At 71.7% G+C, this 23,410-nt stretch carries 20 protein-coding genes and 1 tRNA gene; 13 read left to right on the top strand and 8 right to left on the bottom strand.

Annotation, left to right across the window (positions count from 1 at the left end; all coding sequences use genetic code 11):
- The first annotated feature begins 9 nt into the window (after positions 1-9).
- The 4 genes from IT072_RS14785 to IT072_RS14770 are packed head-to-tail and all read left to right on the top strand — an operon-like array spanning position 10 to position 4,582.
- A complete protein-coding gene (locus IT072_RS14785) occupies positions 10-3,771 on the top strand; it encodes an AAA family ATPase (protein WP_223357619.1) in 3,762 nt (1,253 codons plus the stop codon).
- A 28-nt stretch (positions 3,772-3,799) separates the two neighbouring features.
- Positions 3,800-4,021, top strand: a complete 222-nt coding sequence (locus tag IT072_RS14780; RefSeq protein WP_223357618.1) for an antitoxin — start codon at positions 3,800-3,802, stop codon at positions 4,019-4,021.
- Entirely contained in the window at positions 4,018-4,377 is a 360-nt protein-coding gene (locus tag IT072_RS14775; protein WP_223357617.1) for a type II toxin-antitoxin system PemK/MazF family toxin, read from the top strand. The genes IT072_RS14780 and IT072_RS14775 overlap by 4 nt, the downstream gene beginning before the upstream one ends.
- A gap of 19 nt (positions 4,378-4,396) precedes the next feature.
- Positions 4,397-4,582 (top strand): hypothetical protein, encoded by a 186-nt coding sequence (locus IT072_RS14770; protein ID WP_223357616.1) that lies wholly within the window; start codon positions 4,397-4,399, stop codon positions 4,580-4,582.
- Between the two features lie 11 nt (positions 4,583-4,593).
- On the opposite strand, the gene mscL is transcribed toward IT072_RS14770, so the two are convergent.
- Genes mscL through IT072_RS14755 form a run of 3 tightly spaced genes read right to left on the bottom strand, consistent with a single transcriptional unit; the run spans position 4,594 to position 6,005 of the window.
- Complete coding sequence (mscL, locus tag IT072_RS14765; RefSeq protein ID WP_223357615.1) at positions 4,594-5,031, bottom strand: large conductance mechanosensitive channel protein MscL; 438 nt, start codon at positions 5,029-5,031, stop codon at positions 4,594-4,596.
- A 43-nt stretch (positions 5,032-5,074) separates the two neighbouring features.
- Positions 5,075-5,380 (bottom strand): FmdB family zinc ribbon protein, encoded by a 306-nt coding sequence (locus tag IT072_RS14760; protein WP_223357614.1) that lies wholly within the window; start codon positions 5,378-5,380, stop codon positions 5,075-5,077.
- 40 nt (positions 5,381-5,420) lie between these two features.
- Positions 5,421-6,005 (bottom strand): 5-formyltetrahydrofolate cyclo-ligase, encoded by a 585-nt coding sequence (locus tag IT072_RS14755; protein WP_223357613.1) that lies wholly within the window; start codon positions 6,003-6,005, stop codon positions 5,421-5,423.
- Between the two features lie 59 nt (positions 6,006-6,064).
- Between IT072_RS14755 and galU the strand changes: the two genes are divergently transcribed.
- The 5 genes from galU to IT072_RS14730 all read left to right on the top strand — a co-directional run bounded on the left by galU (position 6,065) and on the right by IT072_RS14730 (position 9,721).
- A complete protein-coding gene (gene galU / locus IT072_RS14750) occupies positions 6,065-7,018 on the top strand; it encodes a UTP--glucose-1-phosphate uridylyltransferase GalU (protein ID WP_223357612.1) in 954 nt (317 codons plus the stop codon).
- A 62-nt stretch (positions 7,019-7,080) separates the two neighbouring features.
- Positions 7,081-7,749 carry a GNAT family N-acetyltransferase gene (locus IT072_RS14745; protein WP_226655359.1) on the top strand — a complete coding sequence of 223 codons (669 nt, stop codon included), beginning with the start codon at positions 7,081-7,083 and terminating at the stop codon, positions 7,747-7,749.
- A 55-nt stretch (positions 7,750-7,804) separates the two neighbouring features.
- Positions 7,805-8,884 (top strand): hypothetical protein, encoded by a 1,080-nt coding sequence (locus tag IT072_RS14740; RefSeq protein WP_223357610.1) that lies wholly within the window; start codon positions 7,805-7,807, stop codon positions 8,882-8,884.
- Positions 8,885-8,942: 58 nt separating this feature from the next.
- A tRNA-Ala gene (locus IT072_RS14735) sits at positions 8,943-9,018 on the top strand.
- Between the two features lie 94 nt (positions 9,019-9,112).
- Positions 9,113-9,721, top strand: coding sequence for a GyrI-like domain-containing protein (locus IT072_RS14730; protein WP_223357609.1), 609 nt, complete (start codon positions 9,113-9,115; stop codon positions 9,719-9,721).
- A 30-nt stretch (positions 9,722-9,751) separates the two neighbouring features.
- Here the strand turns inward: IT072_RS14730 and arfA are convergent, their stop codons facing one another.
- Positions 9,752-11,269, bottom strand: a complete 1,518-nt coding sequence (gene arfA, locus IT072_RS14725) for an arabinosylfuranosidase ArfA (protein ID WP_223357608.1) — start codon at positions 11,267-11,269, stop codon at positions 9,752-9,754.
- 242 nt (positions 11,270-11,511) lie between these two features.
- Between arfA and IT072_RS14720 the strand changes: the two genes are divergently transcribed.
- The gene (locus IT072_RS14720) at positions 11,512-14,655 is read left to right on the top strand and encodes an endo-1,4-beta-xylanase (protein WP_223357607.1); all 3,144 of its coding nucleotides are present in this window, start codon (positions 11,512-11,514) and stop codon (positions 14,653-14,655) included.
- 138 nt (positions 14,656-14,793) lie between these two features.
- Complete coding sequence (locus tag IT072_RS14715) at positions 14,794-16,020, top strand: MFS transporter (protein WP_223357606.1); 1,227 nt, start codon at positions 14,794-14,796, stop codon at positions 16,018-16,020.
- A 109-nt stretch (positions 16,021-16,129) separates the two neighbouring features.
- On the opposite strand, the gene IT072_RS14710 is transcribed toward IT072_RS14715, so the two are convergent.
- Entirely contained in the window at positions 16,130-17,029 is a 900-nt protein-coding gene (locus tag IT072_RS14710) for an AraC family transcriptional regulator (protein ID WP_223357605.1), read from the bottom strand.
- A gap of 71 nt (positions 17,030-17,100) precedes the next feature.
- Positions 17,101-17,700 (bottom strand): LysE/ArgO family amino acid transporter, encoded by a 600-nt coding sequence (locus IT072_RS14705; protein WP_223357604.1) that lies wholly within the window; start codon positions 17,698-17,700, stop codon positions 17,101-17,103.
- A 71-nt stretch (positions 17,701-17,771) separates the two neighbouring features.
- On the opposite strand from IT072_RS14705, the gene IT072_RS14700 reads away from it, so the two are divergent.
- A complete protein-coding gene (locus tag IT072_RS14700) occupies positions 17,772-18,659 on the top strand; it encodes a LysR family transcriptional regulator ArgP (protein WP_223357603.1) in 888 nt (295 codons plus the stop codon).
- Positions 18,660-18,690: 31 nt separating this feature from the next.
- Here the strand turns inward: IT072_RS14700 and IT072_RS14695 are convergent, their stop codons facing one another.
- Positions 18,691-21,561, bottom strand: coding sequence for an aminotransferase (locus tag IT072_RS14695; protein WP_223357602.1), 2,871 nt, complete (start codon positions 21,559-21,561; stop codon positions 18,691-18,693).
- A 132-nt stretch (positions 21,562-21,693) separates the two neighbouring features.
- Here IT072_RS14695 and IT072_RS14690 point away from each other — a divergent pair, with 132 nt between their 5' ends.
- Positions 21,694-22,074 (top strand): DUF3054 domain-containing protein, encoded by a 381-nt coding sequence (locus IT072_RS14690; RefSeq protein ID WP_442786767.1) that lies wholly within the window; start codon positions 21,694-21,696, stop codon positions 22,072-22,074.
- Between the two features lie 44 nt (positions 22,075-22,118).
- On the opposite strand, the gene IT072_RS14685 is transcribed toward IT072_RS14690, so the two are convergent.
- On the bottom strand, positions 22,119-23,333 hold the full coding sequence (locus IT072_RS14685) for a DUF445 domain-containing protein (RefSeq protein WP_442786811.1): 1,215 nt from the start codon (positions 23,331-23,333) through the stop codon (positions 22,119-22,121).
- Between the last annotated feature and the right edge of the window lie 77 nt (positions 23,334-23,410).

Genomic DNA, 23,410 nt, shown 5'->3' with positions numbered 1-23,410 from the left:
GGTGTCCGTGTGTGGCGACTGGATAGGAAGAACGAGGAGGACCTGGACGGGTCCCGCCTCGCGGACGACGACGCCCTGCACCCGGTCGCGAACTCGACCGCGCCGCACCAGCTGAGCCTGGGGGATCCGGGCCTGGTGGCCGGCAACATCGCCGACCCGGTGCGGAAGCGCTGGCAGGACGAGATCGCGTCCATCGGCGGTGTCTCCCCGCTCCTGCACTTCGAGGACAGCCCGCGGGCGCGCATCGAGCTGAGCACGACGCACCCGGGCGGACTCCCGCAGTTCATCACCGGCAAGAGCACCCTGCTCTCCAGTTTGATCCGCGACGAGCTCGCGCTGCGCACCGCGCGCGCCGCGGCGAACGCGATCACCACCAAGGGCATCGAGCTGCGCACCGTGCGCGGAATCGAGTCGGTGCATCTGGCGATCGGCCTGGCGCAGTGGCGGCACGGCGGCGATGAGCTGACCGCGCCCATCCTGCTGCGTCCGCTGGCGATCCGCCGCTACGGCCGTGACTTCGAGCTGAAGCTGAAGGGGCAGCCCTTCCTCAACCCGGAGTTGTCGCGCGCCCTCGCCGAGCAGTTCCAGATCACCCTCGACGCGAACGCGTTCGTCGCCCTCGCGCTCACCAACGGCGTCTTCAAACCGCAACCCGTGATCGACCGGCTGCGCGGCCTCACCTCGCATCTGCCCTGGTTCAACGTGCAGCCCCGCCTCGTGGTGTCGTCCTTCGCCGACGTCGCCCCCGCCCTGCGAGCGGAGGCCGAGGATCTCGACACGACCCTCCTCAATGCGCTCGCGGGCAACCCGTCCGCGCGGACGACGATCGAGAGCGCCTTCAACCCGGTGGAGCACATCCCCCAGGACGAGCGGCCGCCGGCCACCGACACGCTCCTGCTCGACGCCGACGAGGAGCAGGAGGCCGTGGTCGAGCAGATCGCGGCAGGCAACTCCCTCGTCGTCAAGACCCTCCCCGGAACGGGAGGGACCCAGACGGTCGTCAACGCGATCGGCGCCCTCGTCTCCCAGCACAAGCGCGTGCTGGTGGTCAGCCCGCGCCGGTCGAGCCTCGACGACATCGCGCAGCGCCTCACCCGCGTCGGCCTCCCGGGCCTCGCCGTGACGCCGCGCACGCTGCGCCGCGACCTCATCCAGTCCATCGGCCGCAACGAGAAGGCGACGCAGCCGCGTGTCACCGACGTGGACGAGGCACTCGTGCGCCTCCGCAAGGTGCTGCTCGACTACCGCTCGGCGCTCGGCCGCCGCGACCCCGTCCTCAAGGTCTCGGTGCTCGATGCCCTGCGCGAGCTCTCCCGTCTCTCCCTACTCCCGTCGCCGCCCTCGACCACCGCCCGGCTCGGCCGCACGTCCATCGAAGCGCTCGCGGTCGACCGCGACGCGTCGGCGGACGCCCTGATCCGTGCCGCGCGCCTCGGGGAGTTCCGCTATGGTCCCGACGACTCGCCCTGGTACGGCGCGTCGTTCACGACCACGGAGGAGGGCAAGGCCGCCCACGACCTCGCCAAGAAGCTCAACCGCGCCGAGTTGCCGCGCCTGATCGACCGCGCCCGCGCGCTGATCGGCCAGACGCGGATGCGTCCGTTCGAGTCGATCGCCGAGCTCGGCGTGTACCTGCGGCTGCTGCTCGACATCCGCGAGACCCTCGACCGCTTCACGCCGGCCGTGTTCGACCGCTCGCTCGCCGAGCTCATCGCCGCGACCGCGTCGCGCCGGGAGTCGGCCACGATGACGGGCGCCAACCGCCGTCGGCTGCGCAAGCTGGCGCTCGAGTACGTGCGACCCGGCGTGCATGTCACCGACCTCAACGAGAGCCTCCGCCGCATCCAGCAGCAGCGCATCCTGTGGAACCGCTTCGCCGTCGCCGGCGTCGTCCCCGAGGTCCCGGTGGGCATCGCCGACGTGCAGGTCGCTTACCAGCGCGTCGCGGAAGACCTCGCCCGCCTGGACATCCCGCTGCGCCGCACCGGCACGCCGCAGTCGCTGGCCGCCCTGCCGATCGAGGTGCTCACGCGCCAGATCGCCGGGCTCGCGGCCGAGTCGGAGGTGCTCGCCAACCTCCAGGAGCGCACCGCCCTCCTGGGACAGCTGCGCGACCTGGACCTCGACCCGCTCATCCAGGACCTGTCGGTGCGCCACGTGCCCGAGTCGCAGGTCAGCGCCGAGCTGGAGCTCGCCTGGTGGCAGTCGGTGCTGGAGTCGCTGCTCGCCGCCGACCGTGCCCTCCTGAACGCCAACACCGGTGTGCTCGACCGCCTGGAGGCCGACTTCCGTCTCGTCGACGAGGCGCACGCCTCCGCCACGGGCAAGCAGCTCGCCTGGCTGATGGCCGAGACCTGGAAGATCGGCATCGTCGACTGGCCGGACGAGGCCGCGGCGCTCAAGCGGCTGCTGAAGGCCGGACACCCCACCGCGTCCGCCCTCGAGGCCGCCGCGCCGCATCTGTCGCGGCCGCTGGCGCCGGTGTGGCTGATCTCGCCGTACGAGGTGCCCGAGCTCGGACCCGACCTCGCCTTCGACGCCGTGGTGCTGGTGGACGCCGGCGCCTCCACACTCGCCGAGAACATCCCGGTGCTGCGCCGCGCCAAGCAGCTGGTCGCGTTCGGCGACCCCGTCACGCAGACGCCGTCGCGCTTCGACATCGGGGTGCACGAGTACGGCACGTCCTTCGAGGGCGTCCCCGACGACGTCGACGCGATGCACGCCGACTCCGCCCTGGCCCGTCTCGCCGAGCTTCTGCCGGTCTACACGCTCAAGCGCAGCTACCGCGCCGGAGGCGAAGACCTCGCGGAGCTCGTCAACCGCCGTTTCTACGGCGGCATGATCGACTCGCTGCCCTGGGCGGGCACCTACCTCGGCCACGGCAGCCTCGCGCTGCACTACGTCTCCGGCGGTCAGGGCATGCCCGACAGCGACACGGGAGCGGTGGAGAGCACGGACGCGGAAGTCGCGAAGGTCGTCGAGCTGGTGCTCCAGCACGCGATCGAGCGCCCGCGCGAGTCGCTGATGGTCATCTCGGCGAGCGATCGGCACGCCGTCCGGGTCAACCAGGCGGTGCTGGCGGCCTTCGCCAAGCGCACCGACCTCGCCGACTTCATCCTGGGCGACCGCGCCGAGCCGTTCTCGGTCGTCACGCTCGACCAGTCCGTCGGGCAGAGCCGCGACCGCGTGATCTTCTCCATCGGCTACGGACGCACCCCGCACGGGCGCCTGCTCTCGAACTTCGGCGCCCTCGCCGAGCCGGGCGGCGACCGCCTTCTCGCCATCGGCATGACGCGCGCCCGCCGCGGGATGGACATCGTGTCCTGCTTCTCGCCCGACGACATCGACGAGACCCGCATGCGTCACGGCATCGCCGCGCTCGCTCAGGTGCTGGGGGAGGCCGACCAGCTCCAGGCCGCGGCGCCCGAGCACCTCAGCCCCGACGCGGACCCGATGATCATCGATCTCGCCAAGCGCCTCGCCCGGCGCGGCCTCGACGTGCACCTGGGCTATCGCGGCAAGCTCACCCTCATCGCTTCGCACGAGGGCCGGGCCGTCGTCGTCGAGACCGACGAGGACGTCCACTCCGGCAGCCTGCGCGAGTCGCTCCGGCTGCGCCCCGATGTGCTCCGCCGCCTCGGCTGGCACTACCTCCGCGTGCACAGCTTCGAGCTCTTCGCGGACCCGGACGCCGTCGCATCCCGCATCGCCCGCCTCATCGGCGCGGCCGAGCCGGGGACCGAGACGGCCCCGATCACGCTCCCGGCCTAGGCTCTTCCTACCGTGGTAGCATCGCGGTATGACCAAGTTGAGTGTGAGCCTCTCGGAGGAGGACGTCGCCTACCTCGACGTCGTCGCCGCTGATTTCGCCGGCAATCGCTCGGCGGCGATCCATCGACTGATCCGCCTCAAGCGCGAACTCGACGCCGAGGGCGCCTACGCACAGGCGTTCGACGAGTGGGAGGCGTCCGGGGAGCAGGAGCTCTGGGACCAGACGGCGGGGGACGGTCTCGAGGAGTGAGACGGGGAGAGGTCTACGACGTCCAGCTCGATCCCGTCGTCGAGGGGGAGGCGGCGCGGTTGCGTCCGTGCATCGTGGTGAGCAACGAAGGGGTCAACGCCTCCGTCACCCGACGCGGTCGCGGCGTTCTCGCGTTCGTTCCGCTGACCTCGAATGTCGCGAACGTCCACGAGTTCCAGGTGGCCGTGGACGACCCCGAGGACCTCGCCCTGATGGGGCTCGACCGGGCGTCGAAGATCCAGGCTGAGCAGGTGCGCGCGATCGGTCACCCGCGTATCGGCCGCTATCGCGGAGTCACGCCCGCATGGATCATGCACCAGGTCGACGATGCCCTCCGTTTCCATCTCTCGCTGTGAGCGCGGCTACGCTGGAGGGATGACCGAGAGCAGCCCTGAGCGCCCGCCCGTGCGCCGGCACCGGCGGGTGCAGCGGGCCGGCGCGCCCGGCGCCGATCCCTCGCCTCAGGTGCGCGGAGAGCATGCAGGAGAGGACTCTGACCACTCGCCGTCGTTCGGGTCGAACGACGAGCAGCTGCGGCGGGACGTCCCGCCGCACTACTGACGTGGAGCCGCTCAGGCCTGCGGGTCGGAGTGCTTGCCGGTGGCCTGCGGCGGCGCCTGCTGCGTCTGCAGGAGGTCGCGGATCTCGGTGAGCAGGTCGAGCTCGGTGATGGGCGCGTCGGGCTCGACGACGCCCTTCTTGCGGAGGCGCTCGGCGCGCTCCTTGACCAGGTTGAGCGGGTAGACGAAGACGAAGTAGACGACCGCGGCGACGATCACGAAGCTGATGATCGCGCCGACGACGGCCCCGAACTTGATCGTCGCGTCGCCGACGGGGACGTCGAGCGCGTTGTCCAGTGTGTCGGCCTTGAAGATGGCGCTGATCAGCGGGTTGAAGATGTTGCCGACGATGGAGTTGACGACGGCCGTGAACGCGGCGCCGATGACCACGGCGACGGCCAGATCGATCACGTTCCCGCGGAGGATGAACTCTTTGAAGCCTTTGATCATGGTCGGTCCTTTCGCCAGGGGTGGTGCACAGGTCGCGCGGAGCCTAGGAGGAGGAGCCGCTGGAGGACGACGAGCCGCCGCCGGACGACGAGCCGCCGCCGGACGACGAGCCGGCACCGGTCGACGAGCCGGCACCGGTCGACGACCCTCCCGACACTCCCGAACTCTTCGTACCACGCGAGTCGGTCCGGTAGAAGCCGGAGCCGTTGAACGTGACGCCGACGGCGCCGAACACCTTGCGCAGGTTCCCGCCGCAGTTCGGGCAGACCGTCAGGGCGTCGTCGGTGAAGGCCTGCTGGATGTCGAAGGCGTGGCCGCAGTCACGGCAGGCGTAGGAGTAGGTGGGCATGAGGCTCCGTTGAGTACAGGTGCGTCCGAGTGCGGGTGCGTCAGGTGAACTGGACGATGCGGGTCGGGGTGACGACTCCGTCGACCGGCTGGTCGTGCCGCTCGCGCGGCACCTCGTCCACCAGCTCGCCGTCGAACAGGACGGCGTACACCGGGGGACATTTTTCCATGCTGCCGAGCGTCTTGTCGAAATAGCCGCGTCCCCAGCCCAGGCGCATACCCGAGGCGTCGACCGCGGCGGCCGGCACGATGATGAGGTCGACGTCGTTGATGGCGATCGGGCCGAGCAGCTCTCCGACGGCTTCTGGCATCCCGAACAGGCCCTCCGTCTCGGTCTCGCCGTCGCCCGTGGTCCAGTCGAGGAGCCCGTCCGCGCGGGAGATCGGCAGCAGCACCCGCAGCCCCTGCGCGTGCGCCCAGTTGAGGAATGGGCGGGTGTCCGGCTCGATCGTGGTGGAGAGGAAGCAGGCGACCGAACGCGCGTTCAGGTCGGTGGTCAGGTCGACGAGGTGCCGGGTGAGACCGGCCGTCGCTGCGGCCCGCTCGGTGGTCGTGAGGTTCTGTCGTCGCTCCCGCAGTTCCGCGCGCAGGGCGCGTTTGCGATGGGCGGCAGTGTCAGAGTCCATGGCGCAATCCTAGAAGATGGGGCCGTGACGCCGGAGGAAATGCGGATACTGTAGGCGGCATGGCTAACCACGTCACCAAAGCAGTCATCCCCGCGGCCGGTCTCGGCACCCGATTCCTGCCCGCCACCAAGGCGATGCCGAAGGAGATGCTCCCGGTCGTCGACAAGCCGGCCATCCAGTACGTGGTCGAGGAGGCGGTCGACGCCGGCCTCCACGACGTCCTGATGATCACGGGCCGCAACAAGAACGCGCTCGAGAACCACTTCGACCGCAACGCCGAGCTGGAGGACACGCTCAAGGCGAAGGGCGACACGGACCGTCTCGAAAAGGTCAACTACTCGACCGCCCTCGCCGACATGCACTACGTGCGCCAGGGCGACCCGAAGGGCCTCGGCCACGCCGTGCTGCGCGCCAAGATGCACGTCGGCCGCGAGCCGTTCGCCGTGCTCCTCGGCGACGACATCATCGACTCCCGCGACCCCCTCCTCAAGCGCATGCTCGAGGTGCAGCACGAGCACAACACCACGGTCGTCGCCCTGATGGAGGTCGACCCCGACAGCATCCACCTGTACGGCGCGGCCGCCGTCGAGGAGACGGACGAGGACGACGTCGTCCGCATCACCGGCCTCGTGGAGAAGCCGAACAAGGAGGACGCGCCCTCCAACTACGCCATCATCGGCCGATACATCCTCCGCCCCGAGGTCTTCGACGTGCTGGAGCGCACCGAGCCGGGCCGCGGCAACGAGATCCAGCTGACCGATGCGCTGCAGTCGATGGCCCACGCCCCCGACTGGACCGGAGGCGTCTACGGCGTCGTGTTCCGCGGGCGCCGCTACGACACCGGCGATCGTCTCGACTACATCAAGGCGATCGTGCAGCTCGCCGCCGACCGCGAGGACCTCGGCCCCGAGCTGCGCCCGTGGCTGCGCGACTTCGCGAAGGGGCTGGACGACGCCCCCGAGGAGGCCGTCGAGGAGATGCCCGCCGAGCCCGTGGGCGAGCCGACGGCCTGAGGGCGACGCCCCTCCCGTCAACCGCCCTCGAACGCAACTGAACAGTAGCCCGCACGAAGGAGATGCCCGTGGCGATCGTCGTCCCCACGCTCGGTGAGGGGCCGGTGGGGTTGCGCCCCATCCGCCTGCGCGACGCGCGCGCGCTCGAGCGGTCCCTGCTCGACAACCGCGGCTGGCTGCGGCAGTGGGAGGCGACCAGCCCCTACTCGCCGGGGTCGTTCGACACCCGGGCGAGCATCCGTTCCCTGCTCGCCAACGCGCGCGCCGGGCACGGGCTGCCCTTCATCGTCGAGTACGAGGGCGCGCTCGCCGGACAGCTCAACGTGTCGTCGATCGCGTACGGCTCCCTGTCGAGCGCGACGATCGGCTACTGGGTGGCGGAGGAGTTCGCCGGCCGCGACGTGACGCCGACGGCCGTCGCCCTCGCCACCGACTACTGCTTCTACCAGTTGGGCCTGCACCGGATGGAGATCTGCATCCGCCCGGAGAACAAGCCGAGCCTGCGCGTGGTGCAGAAGCTCGGCTTCCGCTACGAGGGCCTCCGTCGTCGGTACATCCACATCAACGGCGATTGGCGGGACCACTTCTGCTTCGGGCTCGTCTCGGAGGAGCTGACGCAGGGCGTGCTGCGGCGCTGGCGCGACGGCGCGGTGCCTCCGGATGCGGCGACCGTCACCGCCGAGGACCTCGCGGCCGCGGCACTCCCGCTGCCGATCGCCCGGATTCGCTGAGACACGCCCGGCCCGCTGCCGCGCCCGCACGCCCGCGGCCCCCTAGCGTAGAGACATGAACGGGGATGTGATGGGCGGAGGGGTGGTCGTCGCCATCGCGGCGATCCTCTGGCTGGCCTATCTGATCCCGGTCTGGCTCCGACGCCGCGAGTATCTCGCCACCGAGCGCAACGCCGTACGACTGCAGCAGACCCTCCGCATCCTCGCGGAGACGAGCGAGCTGCCCGACGAGGTCCGCATGGAGGCCACGGCCCGCACGGTCGCGGAGCAGCAGCGCGTGCTGCGCCGGGCCGAGCAGCGCCAGCTCGTCGAGGCACGCGCCGAGGCAGCGGCCCACGCGCGTCGCGAGCAGGCGATCGCCGAGGAGCGCCGGCTCGCCGCCGAGGAGGCCGAGCGCGCCGCCGAGGCTGCGATCGCCGTCGAGCGCGCCTCCCGCGCCGCCGCGGCCCAGCGCGCACGCGCCATCGCGGCCGCGAGCAGCCGCCCGATGCTCTCGCCGCAGCGCCGTCGTCGTCTCCGTCGCGCCCGCGCGCTCAGCACCCTCGTGCTCGTCGTCGGCGTGATCGGCGTCGTCGTAGGCACCGGCGTCATGCTGTCCACCGGCGCCTGGCTGGTGCCCGCGCTGTCGGCCGCGGTCTCCGTCGCCGCGCTCGGGATGCTGGGGCGCCTCGCGCACCCGCAGGAGGCTCCCGCAGCTCCCGCGCGCGCCGTCACCATCCCGGCCGCGCCGGCTCTCTACGACGACGCTCAGCACGACGAACTGCCGGTCCAGGAGCGTCTGCGCCAGAGCTGGACCCCGCGGCCCCTCCCGAAGCCCCTCCACCTCTCGCCCGGGACCATCGCCGCAGCGGCGATGGCGTCGGTCGACGCCGCCACCGAGCTGCGCCGCTCCGCAGCGCGCGCCGAGTTCGACCGCAAGGCCTCCGAGCTCGCGCCGGTCGCGCCGCCGGTGCCGCTGCGCCCCGCCGCGGTGACGGAGGAGGTTCCGGCCTCCTCTGTGCAGGCGGTCGCCCCGGTTCGACCGATCCCCGAGCCCGTCCCGAGCCGCTACGCGAGCATGGGCATCGTCGACCCCGCGTCCGACGGAGCGATCGATCTCGACGCGGTGCTCCGCCGTCGCCGCGCGGCGAGCTGAGCGGCGCTCGATTTCGGCTCGGAGCGGATGGGGTGCTAGGCTTTCAGAGCAGTTCCCCGGGGCTATGGCGCAGTTGGTAGCGCGCTTCGTTCGCATCGAAGAGGTCAGGAGTTCGAATCTCCTTAGCTCCACCAGAACACCGCAGAAGGGCCGCTCGCCAGAGCGGCCCTTCTGCGTCGGAGCCCGATACGCCATGCTGGAGCAGACGGCGATCCGTGAGAGGGCTCGATGAAGACCGACTTCGTGAAGACGCTCGACCGGTATCGGGCGCAGGCGGGCACGTTCCGCATCATCGAGGTCCCGCCGCAGCGTTACCTCATGATCGACGGTCACGGCGACCCGAACACGTCCGCGGCGTACGCGGATGCCGTGGCGACGCTCTACCCGGTGGCGTACGCGCTGAAGTTCGCGAGCAAGGACGGCCTCGACCGCGACTACGTCGTCCCGCCGCTCGAAGCGCTCTGGTGGGCCGAGTCGATGGCCGCGTTCACGTCCTCCCGCGACACATCCGCCTGGGACTGGACGGCGATGATCCTGGTGCCGGACTGGATCACGGACGACCTCGTCGACGCCGCCCGCGCCAAAGCCGCCAGGAAGGCTCCCGCGCTCGACCTCCTGCGGGTGGAGGAGTTGGACGAGGGGACCTGCGTGCAGACCCTCCACCTCGGCCCCTACGACGACGAGGCGGCGACCCTCGAACGGATGCACGACACGTTCATCCCGGAGTCCGGCCTCCGGATGACCGGGAAGCACCACGAGGTCTACCTCAGCGACGCCCGACGCGTCGCACCCGAGAAGCTGCGGACGCTGCTGCGGCAGCCCGTGCTGCGGGGCTGAGGACGCCACGGGGCGTCCGAACGGACGAGGTCAGTCGCCGAGCGTCAGCGCGACGGCCGTCCACGACACGGGCGGGAGCGTCACGGTGAGCAGCCCGTCCTCGACCGACGCGGACGGGTTGGGCCGGAGGGCGACACGCGCCGGATCGGCGGGGGAGTTCGTGGCGTTCGGATCCGCGTCGTGGAGCATCGCGGTCTCCCGTATCGCGCTCACCCCGAGGCTCCGGGCGTCGATCGTGGCGACGATCGGCTCGGTCAGGCTGCGGTTGACGAGGAAGACCGCGGCGCTCCCGGACTCCTCGTCCAGCGTGGCCACCGCGTCCACCACCGCCGCGTCGCCGTAGACCGCGGTCTCGTAGGTGGCGCAGGTGATCGTCGGGCGCAGAACGACCCCGCGAGCGAGCCGGCTCGTCGTCGCGAACGGGAAGAACGTGGTCTGCCGCCAGGCGATACCGCCCGGTTCGGTCCGGACGGGGGCGATGACGTTGACCAGCTGCGCGAGACTGGCCGACGTCACCCGGTCGGTGTTGCCGAGGAGGGTGATGAGCAGGTTGCCGAGCACGACGGCATCCGCCACGGAGTAGACGTCCTCCAGGAGGTGCGGCGCGAACTCCCAGGTGTCCGACACGTCGGTGAGCGACTGGTGCTCGTCGAGATACCAGATGTTCCACTCGTCGAACGAGACGTCGATGGTCTTCGAGCTCCGCCGCCGCCGCTTGACCTGATCGGCCGTCGTCGTGACCGTGTCGATGAAGAACTGCATGTCGATCGACGAGGCGAGGAAGGACCCGAGATCACCGCCGCGCTCCTGGTAGTAGGCGTGGCAGCTGATGTAGTCCACGTGGTCGTACGCCCGCTCCAGCACCACCCGCTCCCACTCCCCGAACGTGGGCATGGCCGAGCCGGACGAGCCGCAGACGACGAGTTCGAGGTCTTTGTCGGCCATCTTCATCGCGGATGCCGTGCGCGCGGCGAGGGCGCCGTACTCCTCGGCCGTCAGATGGCCGAGCTGCCACGGGCCGTCCATCTCGTTGCCGAGACACCACATGCGGATGTCGTACGGCTCGACGGCGCCGTTGGCGGCGCGGAGGTCGCTGAGCGCCGTGCCCGCGGGCTGGTTCGCGTACTCCAGGAGGTCGAGGGCCTCGGCGATCCCGCGGGTGCCGAGGTTGACGGCCATCATCAGCTCCGAACCCGTCGCGGCGCACCAGCGCGCGAACTCGTCGATCCCGACCTGGTTCGACTCGAGGGAATGCCACGCGAGATCGCGCCGGACAGGGCGCGTCTCGCGGGGGCCGATACCGTCCTCCCACCGGTAGCCCGAGACGAAGTTGCCTCCGGGGTAGCGGACGGTCGTCACGCCAAGCTCCTTCACGAGCGCGATCACGTCGCGGCGGAAGCCGTCCGCATCCGCATCGGGGTGGCTCGGTTCGTAGAGCCCGTCGTAGACGCAGCGTCCCAGATGCTCGACGAACGAGCCGAACAGGCGGCGGGGGACGGGGGCGACGACCGCGCTGCGGTCCAGTGTGACCTGGGCGTGAGAGACCAACTGCCATCCTTCATCCGGCCGGGCGGCACGAGCTCCGGCGGGTCGGCAGGCGGCTCGCGCCGGCGCCTCGGCGTCTGTGCACGAACCGCCAGTGTCACAGCACGCGGGCCATCTGTCCATCATTTTCGAAAACGTTTTCCGGGGTTTTTGAAAATTGTTGCAACACGCTGCAAATGCCGCTAGCGTGCGGCTCGCACCACCCTTCCTGTCAGAACTCTCAGACAAACGCGAGGCATTCAACGATGAAGAGACCCCCGAAACGGCGTGCGTTCGCCCTCGCCGCGGCAGTGGCCGCGGCTCTGGTGAGCAGTACCCTGTCCCTCCCCGCTCAGGCGGCCACCGTCGAGGAAGCACCGACCACCGTGCTCTTCTCCAACTTCGAGCAGGGGCGGATCGCTCCGTGGAGCGCCTATGGCTCCGGCGTCGCCGTCGCGGCCTACAACGCGGTGCGGCTCAGCCACGAGACGAGCCTCCGGGTCACCGGCCGCACCGCGAGCTCGCACGGCGCGGGAACACCCATCGGCACGCTCCTGCGGGCGGGCGAGCGCTACACCGCCAGCGTCTGGGCGCGCCTGGACGCCGGTGCGAGCCCGTCGCGCATGAGGATCGACGTCGTCGAGGACGGGGGCGCCGTCGTCCCCGTCGCGACAGCTCAGACGGTCACGGCCGACGGCTGGACCCGCCTGAGCGGCGACTACATCCGGGCCGCCGCCGTGACAGGCGGGACGCTCGTGATCGCGGCCGAGGATCCCACGGTGACGTTCCTGCTCGACGACCCGCTCATCACGGCGTATCGCGCCGGGAGGACCGTCATCGACGGCACCGCCCCGCTCAAGGACGCGCTGCCCTTCCCGATCGGGGCGGCGACGTACCAGCGTTTCACCACCGGTCAGCCCGGCGATGTCCTCACCCGGCACTTCAACCAGGTGACCCCGGAGAACTACATGAAGCCGGAGGCGTGGTACACCGCGGACAAGAGCTTCGTCGCCGCGAACTCCGAAGCGGATGCGCTCATGGACTGGGCCCGGCGGACCGACGGCCGCGTCTACGGCCACGTCCTCGTGTGGCACAGCCAGGTCCCGGCGTGGTTCTTCCGCACCGACGCGGGAGTCGCCCTCACCTCGTCCGTCGACGACCAGCAGATCCTGCGCGAGCGGATGCGCGCGCACATCTACGGCGTGGCCGGCTACTTCGCGGACAAGTACGGACCGTTCGGCTCCGCAGGCAACCCGCTCACCGCCTTCGATGTCGTCAACGAGGTCATCGCCGATTCCACGGCGACGGCGAGCAACGGGATGCGAACGAGCAACTGGTACAACATCCTGGGCGAGACGTTCGTCGACGATGCCTTCCGCTTCGCGGACGAGGCCTTCAACGATGTGTACGCGGACCCCGCCGCGACACGTCCGGTGAAGCTCTTCATCAACGAGTACGGCACCGAGGGCGGCGATGGCGCGTCGACCAAGCTCCGCCGCTATCACGACCTGGTCGAGCGACTCATGCAGCGAGGAGTGCCCGTCGACGGCGTCGGGCACCAGTTCCACGTCAGCCTCAGCACCCCCGTCGCCAACCTGGACACCGCCCTCACCGCCTTCGAGACGATGCCGGTGGTGCAAGCGGTCACCGAGTTCGACGTGGCGACCGGGTACCCGGCCACCGAGCGCCTCCTCGTCCGTCAGGGCGCGTTCGTGAAGCGGGCGTTCGACATCTTCCGGCAGCACGACCGGGTGAAAGACCTCTACTCGGTGACCGTCTGGGGCCTCGCCGACCTGGGCTCCTGGCGCTACTACGAGGGCGCTCCGCTGCTCTTCGACGACTACTACAACGCGAAGTGGGCGTACGTCGGGGCGCGGGGCGGCGAGATCCCCGCGGAGCCGAAAGCCATGAACGTGTACGGGGGCGACGTCGCGCTCGACCACCGGGCGACCTCCAGCCCCGTCTGGGCCCAGCTCGCGCCCACGGCGCTGGCGGACGGCACCTCTTTCGCCCTGCGCTGGAGCGCCGATCATCTGACGGTGAAGGTGGTCTCCGCCGATCGCACGCCCGAGGCCGCCGACGGGATCGACGTCACCTTCGATGGGCGCGTCCACACCTACGGGCGGGACGGATCGGGTGACGTCGAAGGCGTCCGCAAGGAGACCGCGACCGGTTGGGAGGCCGTGCTCCGCATCCCCGCGTCGGCACTGGCGTCGGGAGGCACCTCGAAGTTCAACATCGTCGTCACCGACGGCGGCGCCGCTCACGGGTGGAACCCCGGCGGCATCGACGGAGACCTGACGCTGCTCGACGACCTCCAGAGCGTCGACGTACTGAAGGCGCCCTCCGCCCCGGCGATCGACGGCGTCGTCGACGAGCTCTGGGAGCCCGCCAACGCGGTGTCGACGGACAAGGCCGTGACAGGAACGGGAACCGCCACTGCGCGGGTCCGCACGCTCTGGTCGGGCGACGGCGACACGCTGTTCGTCCTGGCCGAGGTCGCCGATCCCGTCATCGACACGAGCGCGTCCGCCGCACACGAGAAGGACTCGGTCGAGCTGTTCGTGGACCTCGGAAACCGTAAGGCCGGTGCGTACACCTCCGACGACATGCAACTGCGGATCAATGCCGCGGGGGCCGAGAGCTTCGGCTCGGGCGACGCGGCCGCGCAGGCCGCCCGCGTCGACTCGGCGGTGACGGTGGTCGACGGCGGCTACGTCGTCGAGGCGGCGATCGCCCTTCTCGGAAAGGGCGGACCGGGCGCGACCATCGGCTTCGAGGCTCAGGTGAACGATGCGAACGGCGGGCGTCGGGTCGGCGTCCGCAACTGGGCGGACAGCAGCGGCGCGAGCTGGAACAACACCACCCGCTGGGGCGTGGCCCGCCTCGTCGAGCAGACCGAGGCGGCCGACGCCGCGATCGTCCCCGCTGCGCCGTCGGTCGAGGCCGGGTCCACGGTGGACGTCACGGTGTCCGGCTTCACCACGGGGGACGTCGTCGACGTGTGGCTCGAGCCGGCTCCCGCGCCGGGCGAGCGGGCGAGCGTCGCCGCCGCGGCCGCCATCGCCGGGCCGACCGCGAGCTCCGGGGGGCTGCTCGGCAGCGTGGCGATCGGCGACGACGGCTCGGGCGCGGCGACGCTGACCGTGCCGCAGGCCACGCTCGCCGGGGACTACCTCCTCGAGGCGCGGCTGGGCGACACGACGGCGGCCACGGCCTCGCTCGCCGTGGTGGCCCCGGCGGCCGGCGGCGTACCGGGGGCGGTCGGCACCGATACGGCGGCCACCGCATCCGGTGACCTCGCCGCGACGGGGTCGACGAGCGCGGCCGGCTACGCCGTCGCCGCTCTGGTGGGGCTCGCCCTGCTGGTCGCCGGGGGGATCGTCCTGCGGAGGCGCCGCGCGATCTGACCGGCGATGATCGACGCGGGGGCGCGCCGGTGCTGCGGCATCGGCGCGCCCCTCGCGTCCAGCCCGTTCCGGACGCAGAGTCACACCTCCCGGACGACCGATCAGGTGGGCGCTCCGCGGTGCCGTGAGCATGGAGGCATGACCGCCAGCGACACCGTTCCGACCTCCCCGACCGCCGCCATCCCGCTGCCGGGAACACCCGGCGGACAGACCGCCCGCTGGGCCGGCGTCGTCGCGCTGCTCGTGGGAGTGTTCGTCCTGGTGACCAGTGAGTTCCTGCCCGCCAGCCTCCTGCCCGCCATGGCGGCGGAGTTCGGGGTGACGGAGGGGGTCGCCGGGCAAGTGGTGACGGCGACCGCTCTCGTGGGCGTCGTGGCCGGGCCCGCGACGGCGCTGGTGTTCCCGCGCCTCGATCGGAAGAGGCTCCTCCTGGGCCTGCTCGTGCTGGCGCTCGCGGCGAACCTGGTGACGGCGATCGCTCCGGCGTTCTGGATGGTCGTGGTCGCGCGTGTCGCGCTCGGGCTGGCCATCTCGGGAACCTGGTCGATGGCGCTCGCGGTCTCGGCCCATCTCGTCCCCGCGCGGCACCTCGGCCGGGCGATGATGGTCGTCAACACCGGCGTCTCCGCGGCCACCGTCGCGGCGGTCCCGCTCGGCGCCCTCATCAGCTCGGTCGCCGGGTGGCGGGTCGTGTTCTTCGCCGTCGCCGGGGCGACCGCGGTCGCGATCGTGGTCATGGCGCTGGCCATGCCGTCGGTGCCGGCCGCCGCGGGGACCGGGCTGCGCGCGCTCGTCGCGACCGTGCGCTCCAGGGCGATGATCGTGGGGCTCGTCGGGGTGCTCCTCATCGTCGCCGGCCACTTCGCGAGCTTCACCTACATCCGTCCCGCTGCCGAACAGGTGCCGGGACTCGGTGCGACCGGGATCGCCGCGCTGCTCGCGGTCTACGGTGTCGGCGGCCTTCTGGGCAACCTGATCACGGGAAGCGTGGTCGACAAGCGCCTGGCCACGACGCTGGTGGTGCTGCCCACCATCCTCGGCGCGGCGGTGATCGCGTTCTCGTTCGCGTCCGGCTCGGTGCTGCTCGCGTTCGCGGCGGCCGCGATCTGGGGCATGGCGTTCGGCGGTGTGCCGACCATGGCGCAGACCTGGTCGGCCCGGGTCGAGCCCGAACGGATGGAGAGCGCCGGTGGGCTCACGGTCGCGACGTTCCAACTGGCGATCTCCACGGGTGCCGTGGTCGGCGGGGTGCTGATCGACGCCACGACGGTCTCGGTGGTGTTCGTGGCCGGCGGTGTCTCGGCCGCACTCGGCGGACTGCTGCTCGCCTCCACCCGCCGCTGGTTCGGCCGCCGCGCCGCCTGACCGGCCCCGCGTCGGCCCACCACCCGCAGAGGGGTCGCATTCTGCCGCAAAGCGCGCGGCTTTCCGGCAGAACGCGACCCCTCTGGCGTACGGAGGGCGGCGGCGAGCCTCAGGCTCTGCGCCAGGCGGACGGGGTGGAGCCGGTGTGCCGCCGGAACGCGCGGCTGAAGGCGGCCTCCGAGCCGTACCCCAGCGACAGGGCGGCCTGGGCGACGCTCACGCGGCCGCCGGACAGGAGCGATTTGGCCCGCTCCATCCGCACCCGGAGCAGGTAGCGCGCGGGCGGCTCACCGACGACGGCATGGAAGCGTTCGGCGAACGCCGAACGCGACGTGCTCGCGACGCGGGCGAGCCGCTCCAGTGTCCACGCGCTCCCGGGGTCGTCGCGGATGGCTGCGACGGCGCGCGCGATGTGCGGATCGCTCGCGGGAAGGAGCCAGCCGTCCGGGGCGCAGCCGTTCTCGACCCACGCCCGCACCGCCGACGCCGCGAGCACGCTCACGAGCCGCCCGGCGAAGGCGCACGAGGCCGGGCGCGCGCTCGCCACCTCGGCCAGCAGAGCCTCGGCGAGCGCGTTGAGGTGCGCATCCCGCCGCAGCAGCTGGCACGCGATCAGCGCGTCGGGCAGAGAGCGGGCCAGAGGGTGTTCGGCGCCGGAGGCCAGTCGCAGTGAGCCGGCGACGACCTCCGCCCCGGACGTGGCGTGGATCCGGTAGGCGGTCGGCCGGGTGCGCAGCACGAAGTCCCCGCCGCGCAAGAGGGTGCTCTCTCCGTCGGTGCGCAGCTCGATCTCGCCGCTCATCACCAGGAAGAAGGGCACCTCGATCACCCGGCCGGAGATCGTCTCGCCGTCCAGCAGTTCGTGCCGCGCGAAATCGACGAGCGTCCAGTCCAGGGCGGCGAGCATCTGCTCGAGCAGCCGGGCCGTGTCTTCGGTGAGCTCGCGGGAGGCCGCGGCGGCCGGGAGCGGGGCGACGGCGGGAGGGGCGTCCGATTCGATGATGCTCACGAGGAGCGCAACCGCGCGGGACGGGACGGGATTCCCGCACCGCCGAGCCGCACCTCGATCGACCTGTGGCATCACACGACGAGGAGCACCGCCAGCACCACCATCAGCACCGCGATCCCGGCGTCCAGGATGCGCCAGGCGATCGGCCGGGCGAAGAGCGGTGCGGCGACGCGGGCGCCGAACCCGAGCACGCTGAACCACAGCAGGCTCGCCGTCGCGGCGCCCGCGCCGAACACCCAGCGGCCGGGATCCCCGTGATCGGCCGACAGGGAGCCGAGCAGCAGCACCGTGTCGAGGTACACGTGCGGGTTGAGCCAGGTGATCGCGAGACACATGCCGATCGTCGAGAGCAGAGACGGCGAGACTCCCGAGGCCGCGGTGAGCCCCGACGGCTTCAGCGCGCGGCGGGCGGCGAACACCGCGTACCCGAGCAGGAAGGCGAACCCGGCCCAGCGGACGATCCCGAGCGCGAGCGGCGCAGCTTTCACCAGCGCACCGATCCCGGCCACCCCGGCGGCGATCAGGACGGCGTCGCTGAGCACGCAGAGCGCCACGACCGGGAGCACGTGCTCGCGGCGCAGGCCTTGGCGCAGGACGAAGGCGTTCTGCGCGCCGATGGCGACGATGAGTGAGGCGCCGGAGCCGAGGCCGGTCAGGAAGATGGCGAGCACGTCTCGACGATAGGGAGCGCCGCGCGTTCAGTACAGCTTGGGTTCCTTACGAAGCATTAGCATCACTGTTCATGGACGTGAACGCCGAGCACCTCCGGACCCTGGCCGCCGTGATCGACCACGGCACGTTCGAGCGCGCCGCGCTGGCTCTTCACATGACGCCCTCGGCGGTCAGCCAGCGGATGAAGGCGCTCGAAGAGCGTGCCGGCCGCGTGCTCGTGCGCCGGAGCAAACCGATCGCGCCCACCGACGCCGGGCGCGTGCTGCTGCGCCTCGCCCGCCAGGTCGCCCTGCTGGAGGAGGAGGCCGCCGCGGAGCTGGGCGGAATCGACGGGTCCACGCCCGCGATCCCGCTCGTCGTCAATGCGGACTCCCTGGCCACCTGGGTGCTCCCCGCCCTCGCGAGCCTCCCGCACCTGGTCTTCGAGGTCGGCCTGGACGACCAGGAGCACACCCTCGACCGGCTGCGCGACGGCACGGCGATGGCGGCGATCGGCTCGGACGCCGACCCGGTGCAGGGGTGCACGGTGTCGCCGCTCGGGGCCATGGTCTACCGGCCTGTCGCCAGCCCCGCCTTCGTCGCGCGCTGGGCGGCGGAGGGCTGGACTCCGGAGGCCGCCGGCGTCGCGCCCATGCTCGTCTACGACCGCAAGGACGCCCTCCAGGACCGCTACCTCGCGCGATTCGCGCCGCGCGCGCGCCCGCCGCGGCAATACATCCCGGCGTCGACCGAGTTCGTGCGCGCGGCCGAGCTGGGCCTCGGCTGGGGGATGCTGCCCGACCTCCAGATCGTGACGCACCTCGCCGAGGGCCGGCTCGTGGTGCTCGACGACGCCGGTGCTGAGTCGGTCATGCTCCACTGGCATCAGTGGTCGATGCGCTCGGACACGCTCGCGGCGGTCGCCGACGCCATCCGGGAGCACGCGGCGGCCGCCCTGCAGCCGCCGCGCCGCTCCTGACCGGCTGCGCCCGACGCGCAGCGCCCGCCGGCTAGAGCGTCGCCAGCACCAGGTCGAGCGCGTCGGCGAAGCGGTCGGCGCTCTCCCGCGTGATGCACAGCGGCGGCTTGATCTTGAGCACGTTCTTGTAGTCGCCCGTGGGCTGCACGATCGCGCCCTCGGCGAGCATGCGATCGCACACGAGGGTCGCCTCCGCGGTCGCCGGGGTCATCTCCGCGCGGTCGAGCACGAGCTCGACGCCGAGGTACAGGCCCATCCCGTGCACCGCACCCACGAGCGGGTGGCGGTCGCCGAGCTCCCGCAAGCGGGCGGCGAGGTGATCCCCGACCTCGACGGCGTTCTCCTGCAGGTGCTCGTCGCGCATCACATCGAGCACGGTGAGCCCGACCACGGAGCTGACCGGGCTGCCGCCTGCGGACGAGAAGAACGACCCCTCGGCGGCGAACGACTCCGCGATCTCCCTGGTCGTGATGACGGCCCCGAGGGGCTGGCCGTTGCCGACCGCTTTGGCGATCGTGATGATGTCCGGCGTCACCCCCTGCTGCTGCGAGCCCCAGAAGTAGTGCCCGAGCCTCCCGAAGCCCACCTGCACCTCGTCGGCGATGCAGACGCCGCCGCGGGCGCGGATCCGCTCGTAGACGCCGGCCAGGTAGCCGTCGGGGAGCATGAGACCGCCCGCGTTGCCGAACACCGGCTCGGCGATGTAGCCCGCGACATCGATCCCCTCCGCCTCGAGCGCGGCGAGGTCGTCGTCGAGATCGTCCAGGTAGGCCCCCGCCGAGTCCGGACCGCGGTGGATGCCGCGCAGCGCGTTGGGAGCGGCGACCAGCTTCACCCAGTCGGGCCGGGTCTCCAGGGCGCGCGGGTTGTCGCCGAGCGAGGACGAGACGGAGTCGGAGCCGACCGTCCAGCCGTGGTAGGCCTCCTTCACCGCCAGCACGGTGCGGCGACCGGTGTGGGTCTGCGCGAGGCGGAGGGCGAGGTCGACCGCCTCGCTGCCCGAGTTGACGAGGAAGACGGTGTCGAGGCCCTCCGGTGCGAGCTCCGCCAGTCGCTCGGTGTAGCGCGAGAGCTCCTCGTAGTGGAACCGCGAGTTCGTGTTGAGACGCGCCCACTGGTCGCGCACCGCCTCGACCAGACGCGGGTGACCGTGGCCGATCTGCGTCACGTTGTTCACCATGTCGAGGTAGCTCTGCGCGCGCGTGTCGAAGAGGTGGTGGCGCCAGCCGCGCTCGATGAGCGGCGGGTGTGCGAAGTAGTGCTCCTGCACGCGGGCGAAGGTGTCGTCGCGGCGGGCGAGCGCGCCGGCCGGGTCCGGGATGGTCGCCGTCACGTCGAGTCCGAACAGCTCGGACGGATCGGGGGAGACGGCAGCCCAGAGCGCGAACGGCGCGGTCGGCGTGACGAAGGCGGGCGGGCGGTGGCCGCGGGTTCGGCTCAACTGCGCCGTGAGGCGGACGGCGGAGCCGATCTCGTCGCCTGCCGCCACGGCGGCGGTCGTGAGCGGGCGGGCCAGCCCGTCCAGCCACAGCTCGATCCCGTCGCCGCGGAGGAGCCAGGCGCCCTCGACGAGGGCGAGCTCGCCGGCGAACGGCGCGAGCACGGCGACGCCCGCGGGCGCTTCCAGCGTCACCCCGAGCGCGATGGTGGCGGTCGATCCGGTGCGATCGCGCACTGCACGGGTGAGGCGAGCCTCTCCGTAGCGAGTGATCGCATGACCGGCGTCGCGGCACACCCGGGCGAGAGCGTCGTCCTCTGCGGAGTCCTGCGTCCACGCCCCGGCATCCTGGTCGCGGCCGAGCACGGAGAGGTCGGCCAGGTTGCGCGGCTCACTGTCGAGGGCGACGAGCCTGCCCACCTCGGGCGACACCGCGGGCGCGCTCAGGCGGTGCCGGAGGAGGGCCTCCATCTCGTCGGCGTCGATGCGGCGCGCGACGTCGAACGCGAGCCACTCGTGCGCGCGGTTCTCGTCCGCGTACGCGTTGTCGCCGTCGATGGCGACCTGCTGCTCACCGCTCACGACGAGCACGGCCCCGCGCAGCACGACGAGCGGCCACAGCGCGGCGAGGTCGGCGTCGTCGAGCGGCGAGTGCTCGTGGAACGCCTCCACCACGTCGAGCACGGCGGCGAAGGGTTCCTCGGGCACATGATGCAGCACGCTCGTGACCGTGGCGGCGAGCTCACCGGCCAGCCATCCGTCCGCGACGTCGCCGAAGTCGATGACGCCCGGGCCGGCGGCACCGAGCACGATGTTGTCGTCGGTCACGTCGCCGTGCGTGGCCTGCACGCGGAGGCGCGAGCGCAGCGGCTCCAGGCGCGCGAGTGCAGCGTCGGCGGCGGCCCGCACCACGCGCCGCTTCGCCGGCTGCCCGACGTGCTCCAGGAGGAGGTCGACCACCTCACCGCCGATGCGCGCGTCCCATTGGGTGGTGCGGTCGAGCCCGGGGTGCTCCAGTCCGGCGAGACCGGCGGCGATGCCTCCCGCCAGCGCTCCCAGCGTGCGCAGCTGCTCGCTGGTCGGGTGGGCGACGTCGGTCAGCGGATCGCCGTCGAGGAAGCTGAGCACGCGGGCGTGCAGCTCGACCCCGCGCACGTCGACGGGCTGCAGCTCGCCGCCTCCCGTCGCGGACACGACAGACGGCACGCGGATTCCCGACCCGGCCAGCACGCTCAGCGCCGCGTTCTGCGCGAGCAGCTCGTCGGCCGAGAAGACAGGGTTGGCGATCTTGAGCACGAAGCGGCTCTCGCCGGTGTCGATGAGGAAGTTGCGGTCCTGCTGGCTTCCCAGCTCGGTGATCGCACCGCTCAGTCCGAAGCGCTCTGCGGCGATGGCACGCGCGTCGTCGGGGGTGATGTCCGGGCGGGGAAGGGAGGGCTGCTCGAGGAAGTCGAAGTTCGGCACAGGGGCTCCAGGGCTCGTCGGCGGGCTGTGTCCAGTCTAGTGAGCGTGACCCTCCCGGGCGCTGCGAAGATCCTCGCCGTCCGCCGCCCGGCACCCAGGCAACGCACGGGGTGCGACGCGTAGCATCGACGCGTGAAACCCTGGAGGACGGCGGTCATGGCATTCGCCATCGATGCCGCCCTCGTGCTGGTCTTCGTGCTCGTCGGGCGCCGCAGTCACGGCGAGTCCGCGAGCGTCGTGGGCCTGTTCACGACCCTCTGGCCGTTCCTCGTGGCCCTCGTCGCCGGATGGCTCGTGACCTGGGCGTGGCGCCGGCCGCTGGCGATCGTCTGGCCGGGCATCCCCATCTGGCTGATGACGGTGGCGCTCGGGATGCTCATCCGGACCTCCGCAGGCCAGGGCGTCCAGCCGAGCTTCATCGCCGTCGCGTTCGTCGTGCTCGGCGTCTTCCTCGTGGGCTGGCGGCTCGTGGCGCTCCCGTTCGTGCGTCGCCGCGCCGTCCGTCGCGCCTGAGGTCCTTCTGCACGTCGCGATGTTCGGCGCGAATCGCGCGCGGGTCAACGGGCGAGCGTGGCGATGAGCGTCGCCGCGCTGTAGATCGCCACGCCGGCGAGGGCCCCGACCACCGTGCCGTTGATGCGGATGAACTGGAGGTCGCGTCCCACCTGCGTCTCGATCTTGTCCGTGGTCTCCGCGGCGTCCCACCCGCGCACCGTTTCGCTGATGATCCCGGCGATGTCGTGCCGGTAGGCGCTCACGAGGTGCAGCGCGGCGTCGTTGATGCGGGAGTTGAGGGACGCGCGGAGGCCGGGATCGCCCGCCACCCGGCGCGCGGCGTCGGCGAGGGCGGCCTCGGCGCGGCGGCGCAGCTCGCTCTCCGGGTCGGAGAGCGCATCGACCGCAGCCGTGCGCGCCGCCGCCCATGCCGATGCGGCGAGCTCACGGATGCGGGGGTCGTCGAACGCCCGCGCCTTGGCCGACTCCAGCCGGCTGACGGTGTCGGGATCGTGCTGCAGGCGGTCAGCGAGCTGCGCGAGGGCGTCGTCGATCGCGTGCCGCAGCGTGTGCTCCGGATCCCCTCGCACGTCGGCGAGGAACCGTCGCGCCTCGGTGTGCAGACGCTCGTCCACCACTCTGTCGACGAATGAGGGCACCCACGACGGGAGCCGGCGAGAGACGAGGGTGGCGAACGCCTCGGGATGCGCGGCGAGCCACTCGTCCACCCGGTCCAGCACCAGGTCGACGACCTCGCGGTGTCCGCCGGAGGCGAGCACCTTCTCGCCGAGCCGGCCGAGCGGCGGACCCCATGGCGGGTCGATCAGGTGGGTGCGCACGACCGCCTCGATCGCGTCGCGCATCCGTTCGTCGTCCAGCAGCCGGGCCACGCCGACCAGCGCACCGGAGCCCTCGGCGACGACCCTGCGGGCGTTCTCCGGCTCGGCCAGCCAGCCGGCGGTCGCGCCCGCGAGGTCGAGGGAGCCGAGCTTGCCCGCCACGACATCGTCGGCGAGGAAGTTCGTCTCCACGAACTCGCCCAGGCTCTCGCCGATCTCGTCCTTGCGGGTCGGGATGATCGCGGTGTGCGGGATACGCAGTCCGAGCGGGTGCCGGAACAGCGCGGTCACGGCGAACCAGTCCGCGAGCGCGCCGACCATCGCGCCCTCCGCCGCGGCGCGGACGAAGCCGAGCCACGGGTAGCGGTCCTGGAGGGCGAAGGCGACGGCGAACACGACCGCGGCGATCGCCAGGAGGGAGGTGGCGAGGGTCTTCATCCGGCGCAGGGCGCGTCGGCGCTCCGCATCACGGAGAGCGGCCGTGCGGTCGTCGGCGGCGCTGTCCGCGGGCGCCC

It is taken from the genome of Leifsonia sp. ZF2019 (assembly GCF_019924635.1).
GTDB lineage: Bacteria > Actinomycetota > Actinomycetes > Actinomycetales > Microbacteriaceae > Leifsonia.
This window is presented reverse-complemented; position numbering and strand designations above follow the sequence as displayed.

What these genes read in the sequence shown, in the direction of transcription:
- IT072_RS14740 (WP_223357610.1), top strand. Translation starts at nt 7,805, where the DNA reads ATGAACGGGGATGTGATGGGCGGAGGGGTGGTCGTCGCCATCGCGGCG.
- IT072_RS14780 (WP_223357618.1), top strand. Translation starts at nt 3,800, where the DNA reads ATGACCAAGTTGAGTGTGAGCCTCTCGGAGGAGGACGTCGCCTACCTC.
- IT072_RS14745 (WP_226655359.1), top strand. Translation starts at nt 7,081, where the DNA reads ATGCCCGTGGCGATCGTCGTCCCCACGCTCGGTGAGGGGCCGGTGGGG.
- IT072_RS14720 (WP_223357607.1), top strand. Translation starts at nt 11,512, where the DNA reads ATGAAGAGACCCCCGAAACGGCGTGCGTTCGCCCTCGCCGCGGCAGTG.
- IT072_RS14700 (WP_223357603.1), top strand. Translation starts at nt 17,772, where the DNA reads ATGGACGTGAACGCCGAGCACCTCCGGACCCTGGCCGCCGTGATCGAC.
- IT072_RS14715 (WP_223357606.1), top strand. Translation starts at nt 14,794, where the DNA reads ATGACCGCCAGCGACACCGTTCCGACCTCCCCGACCGCCGCCATCCCG.
- IT072_RS14685 (WP_442786811.1), bottom strand. Translation starts at nt 23,333, where the DNA reads ATGAAGACCCTCGCCACCTCCCTCCTGGCGATCGCCGCGGTCGTGTTC.
- galU (WP_223357612.1), top strand. Translation starts at nt 6,065, where the DNA reads ATGGCTAACCACGTCACCAAAGCAGTCATCCCCGCGGCCGGTCTCGGC.
- IT072_RS14730 (WP_223357609.1), top strand. Translation starts at nt 9,113, where the DNA reads ATGAAGACCGACTTCGTGAAGACGCTCGACCGGTATCGGGCGCAGGCG.
- IT072_RS14755 (WP_223357613.1), bottom strand. Translation starts at nt 6,005, where the DNA reads ATGGACTCTGACACTGCCGCCCATCGCAAACGCGCCCTGCGCGCGGAA.
- IT072_RS14760 (WP_223357614.1), bottom strand. Translation starts at nt 5,380, where the DNA reads ATGCCCACCTACTCCTACGCCTGCCGTGACTGCGGCCACGCCTTCGAC.
- IT072_RS14770 (WP_223357616.1), top strand. Translation starts at nt 4,397, where the DNA reads ATGACCGAGAGCAGCCCTGAGCGCCCGCCCGTGCGCCGGCACCGGCGG.
- mscL (WP_223357615.1), bottom strand. Translation starts at nt 5,031, where the DNA reads ATGATCAAAGGCTTCAAAGAGTTCATCCTCCGCGGGAACGTGATCGAT.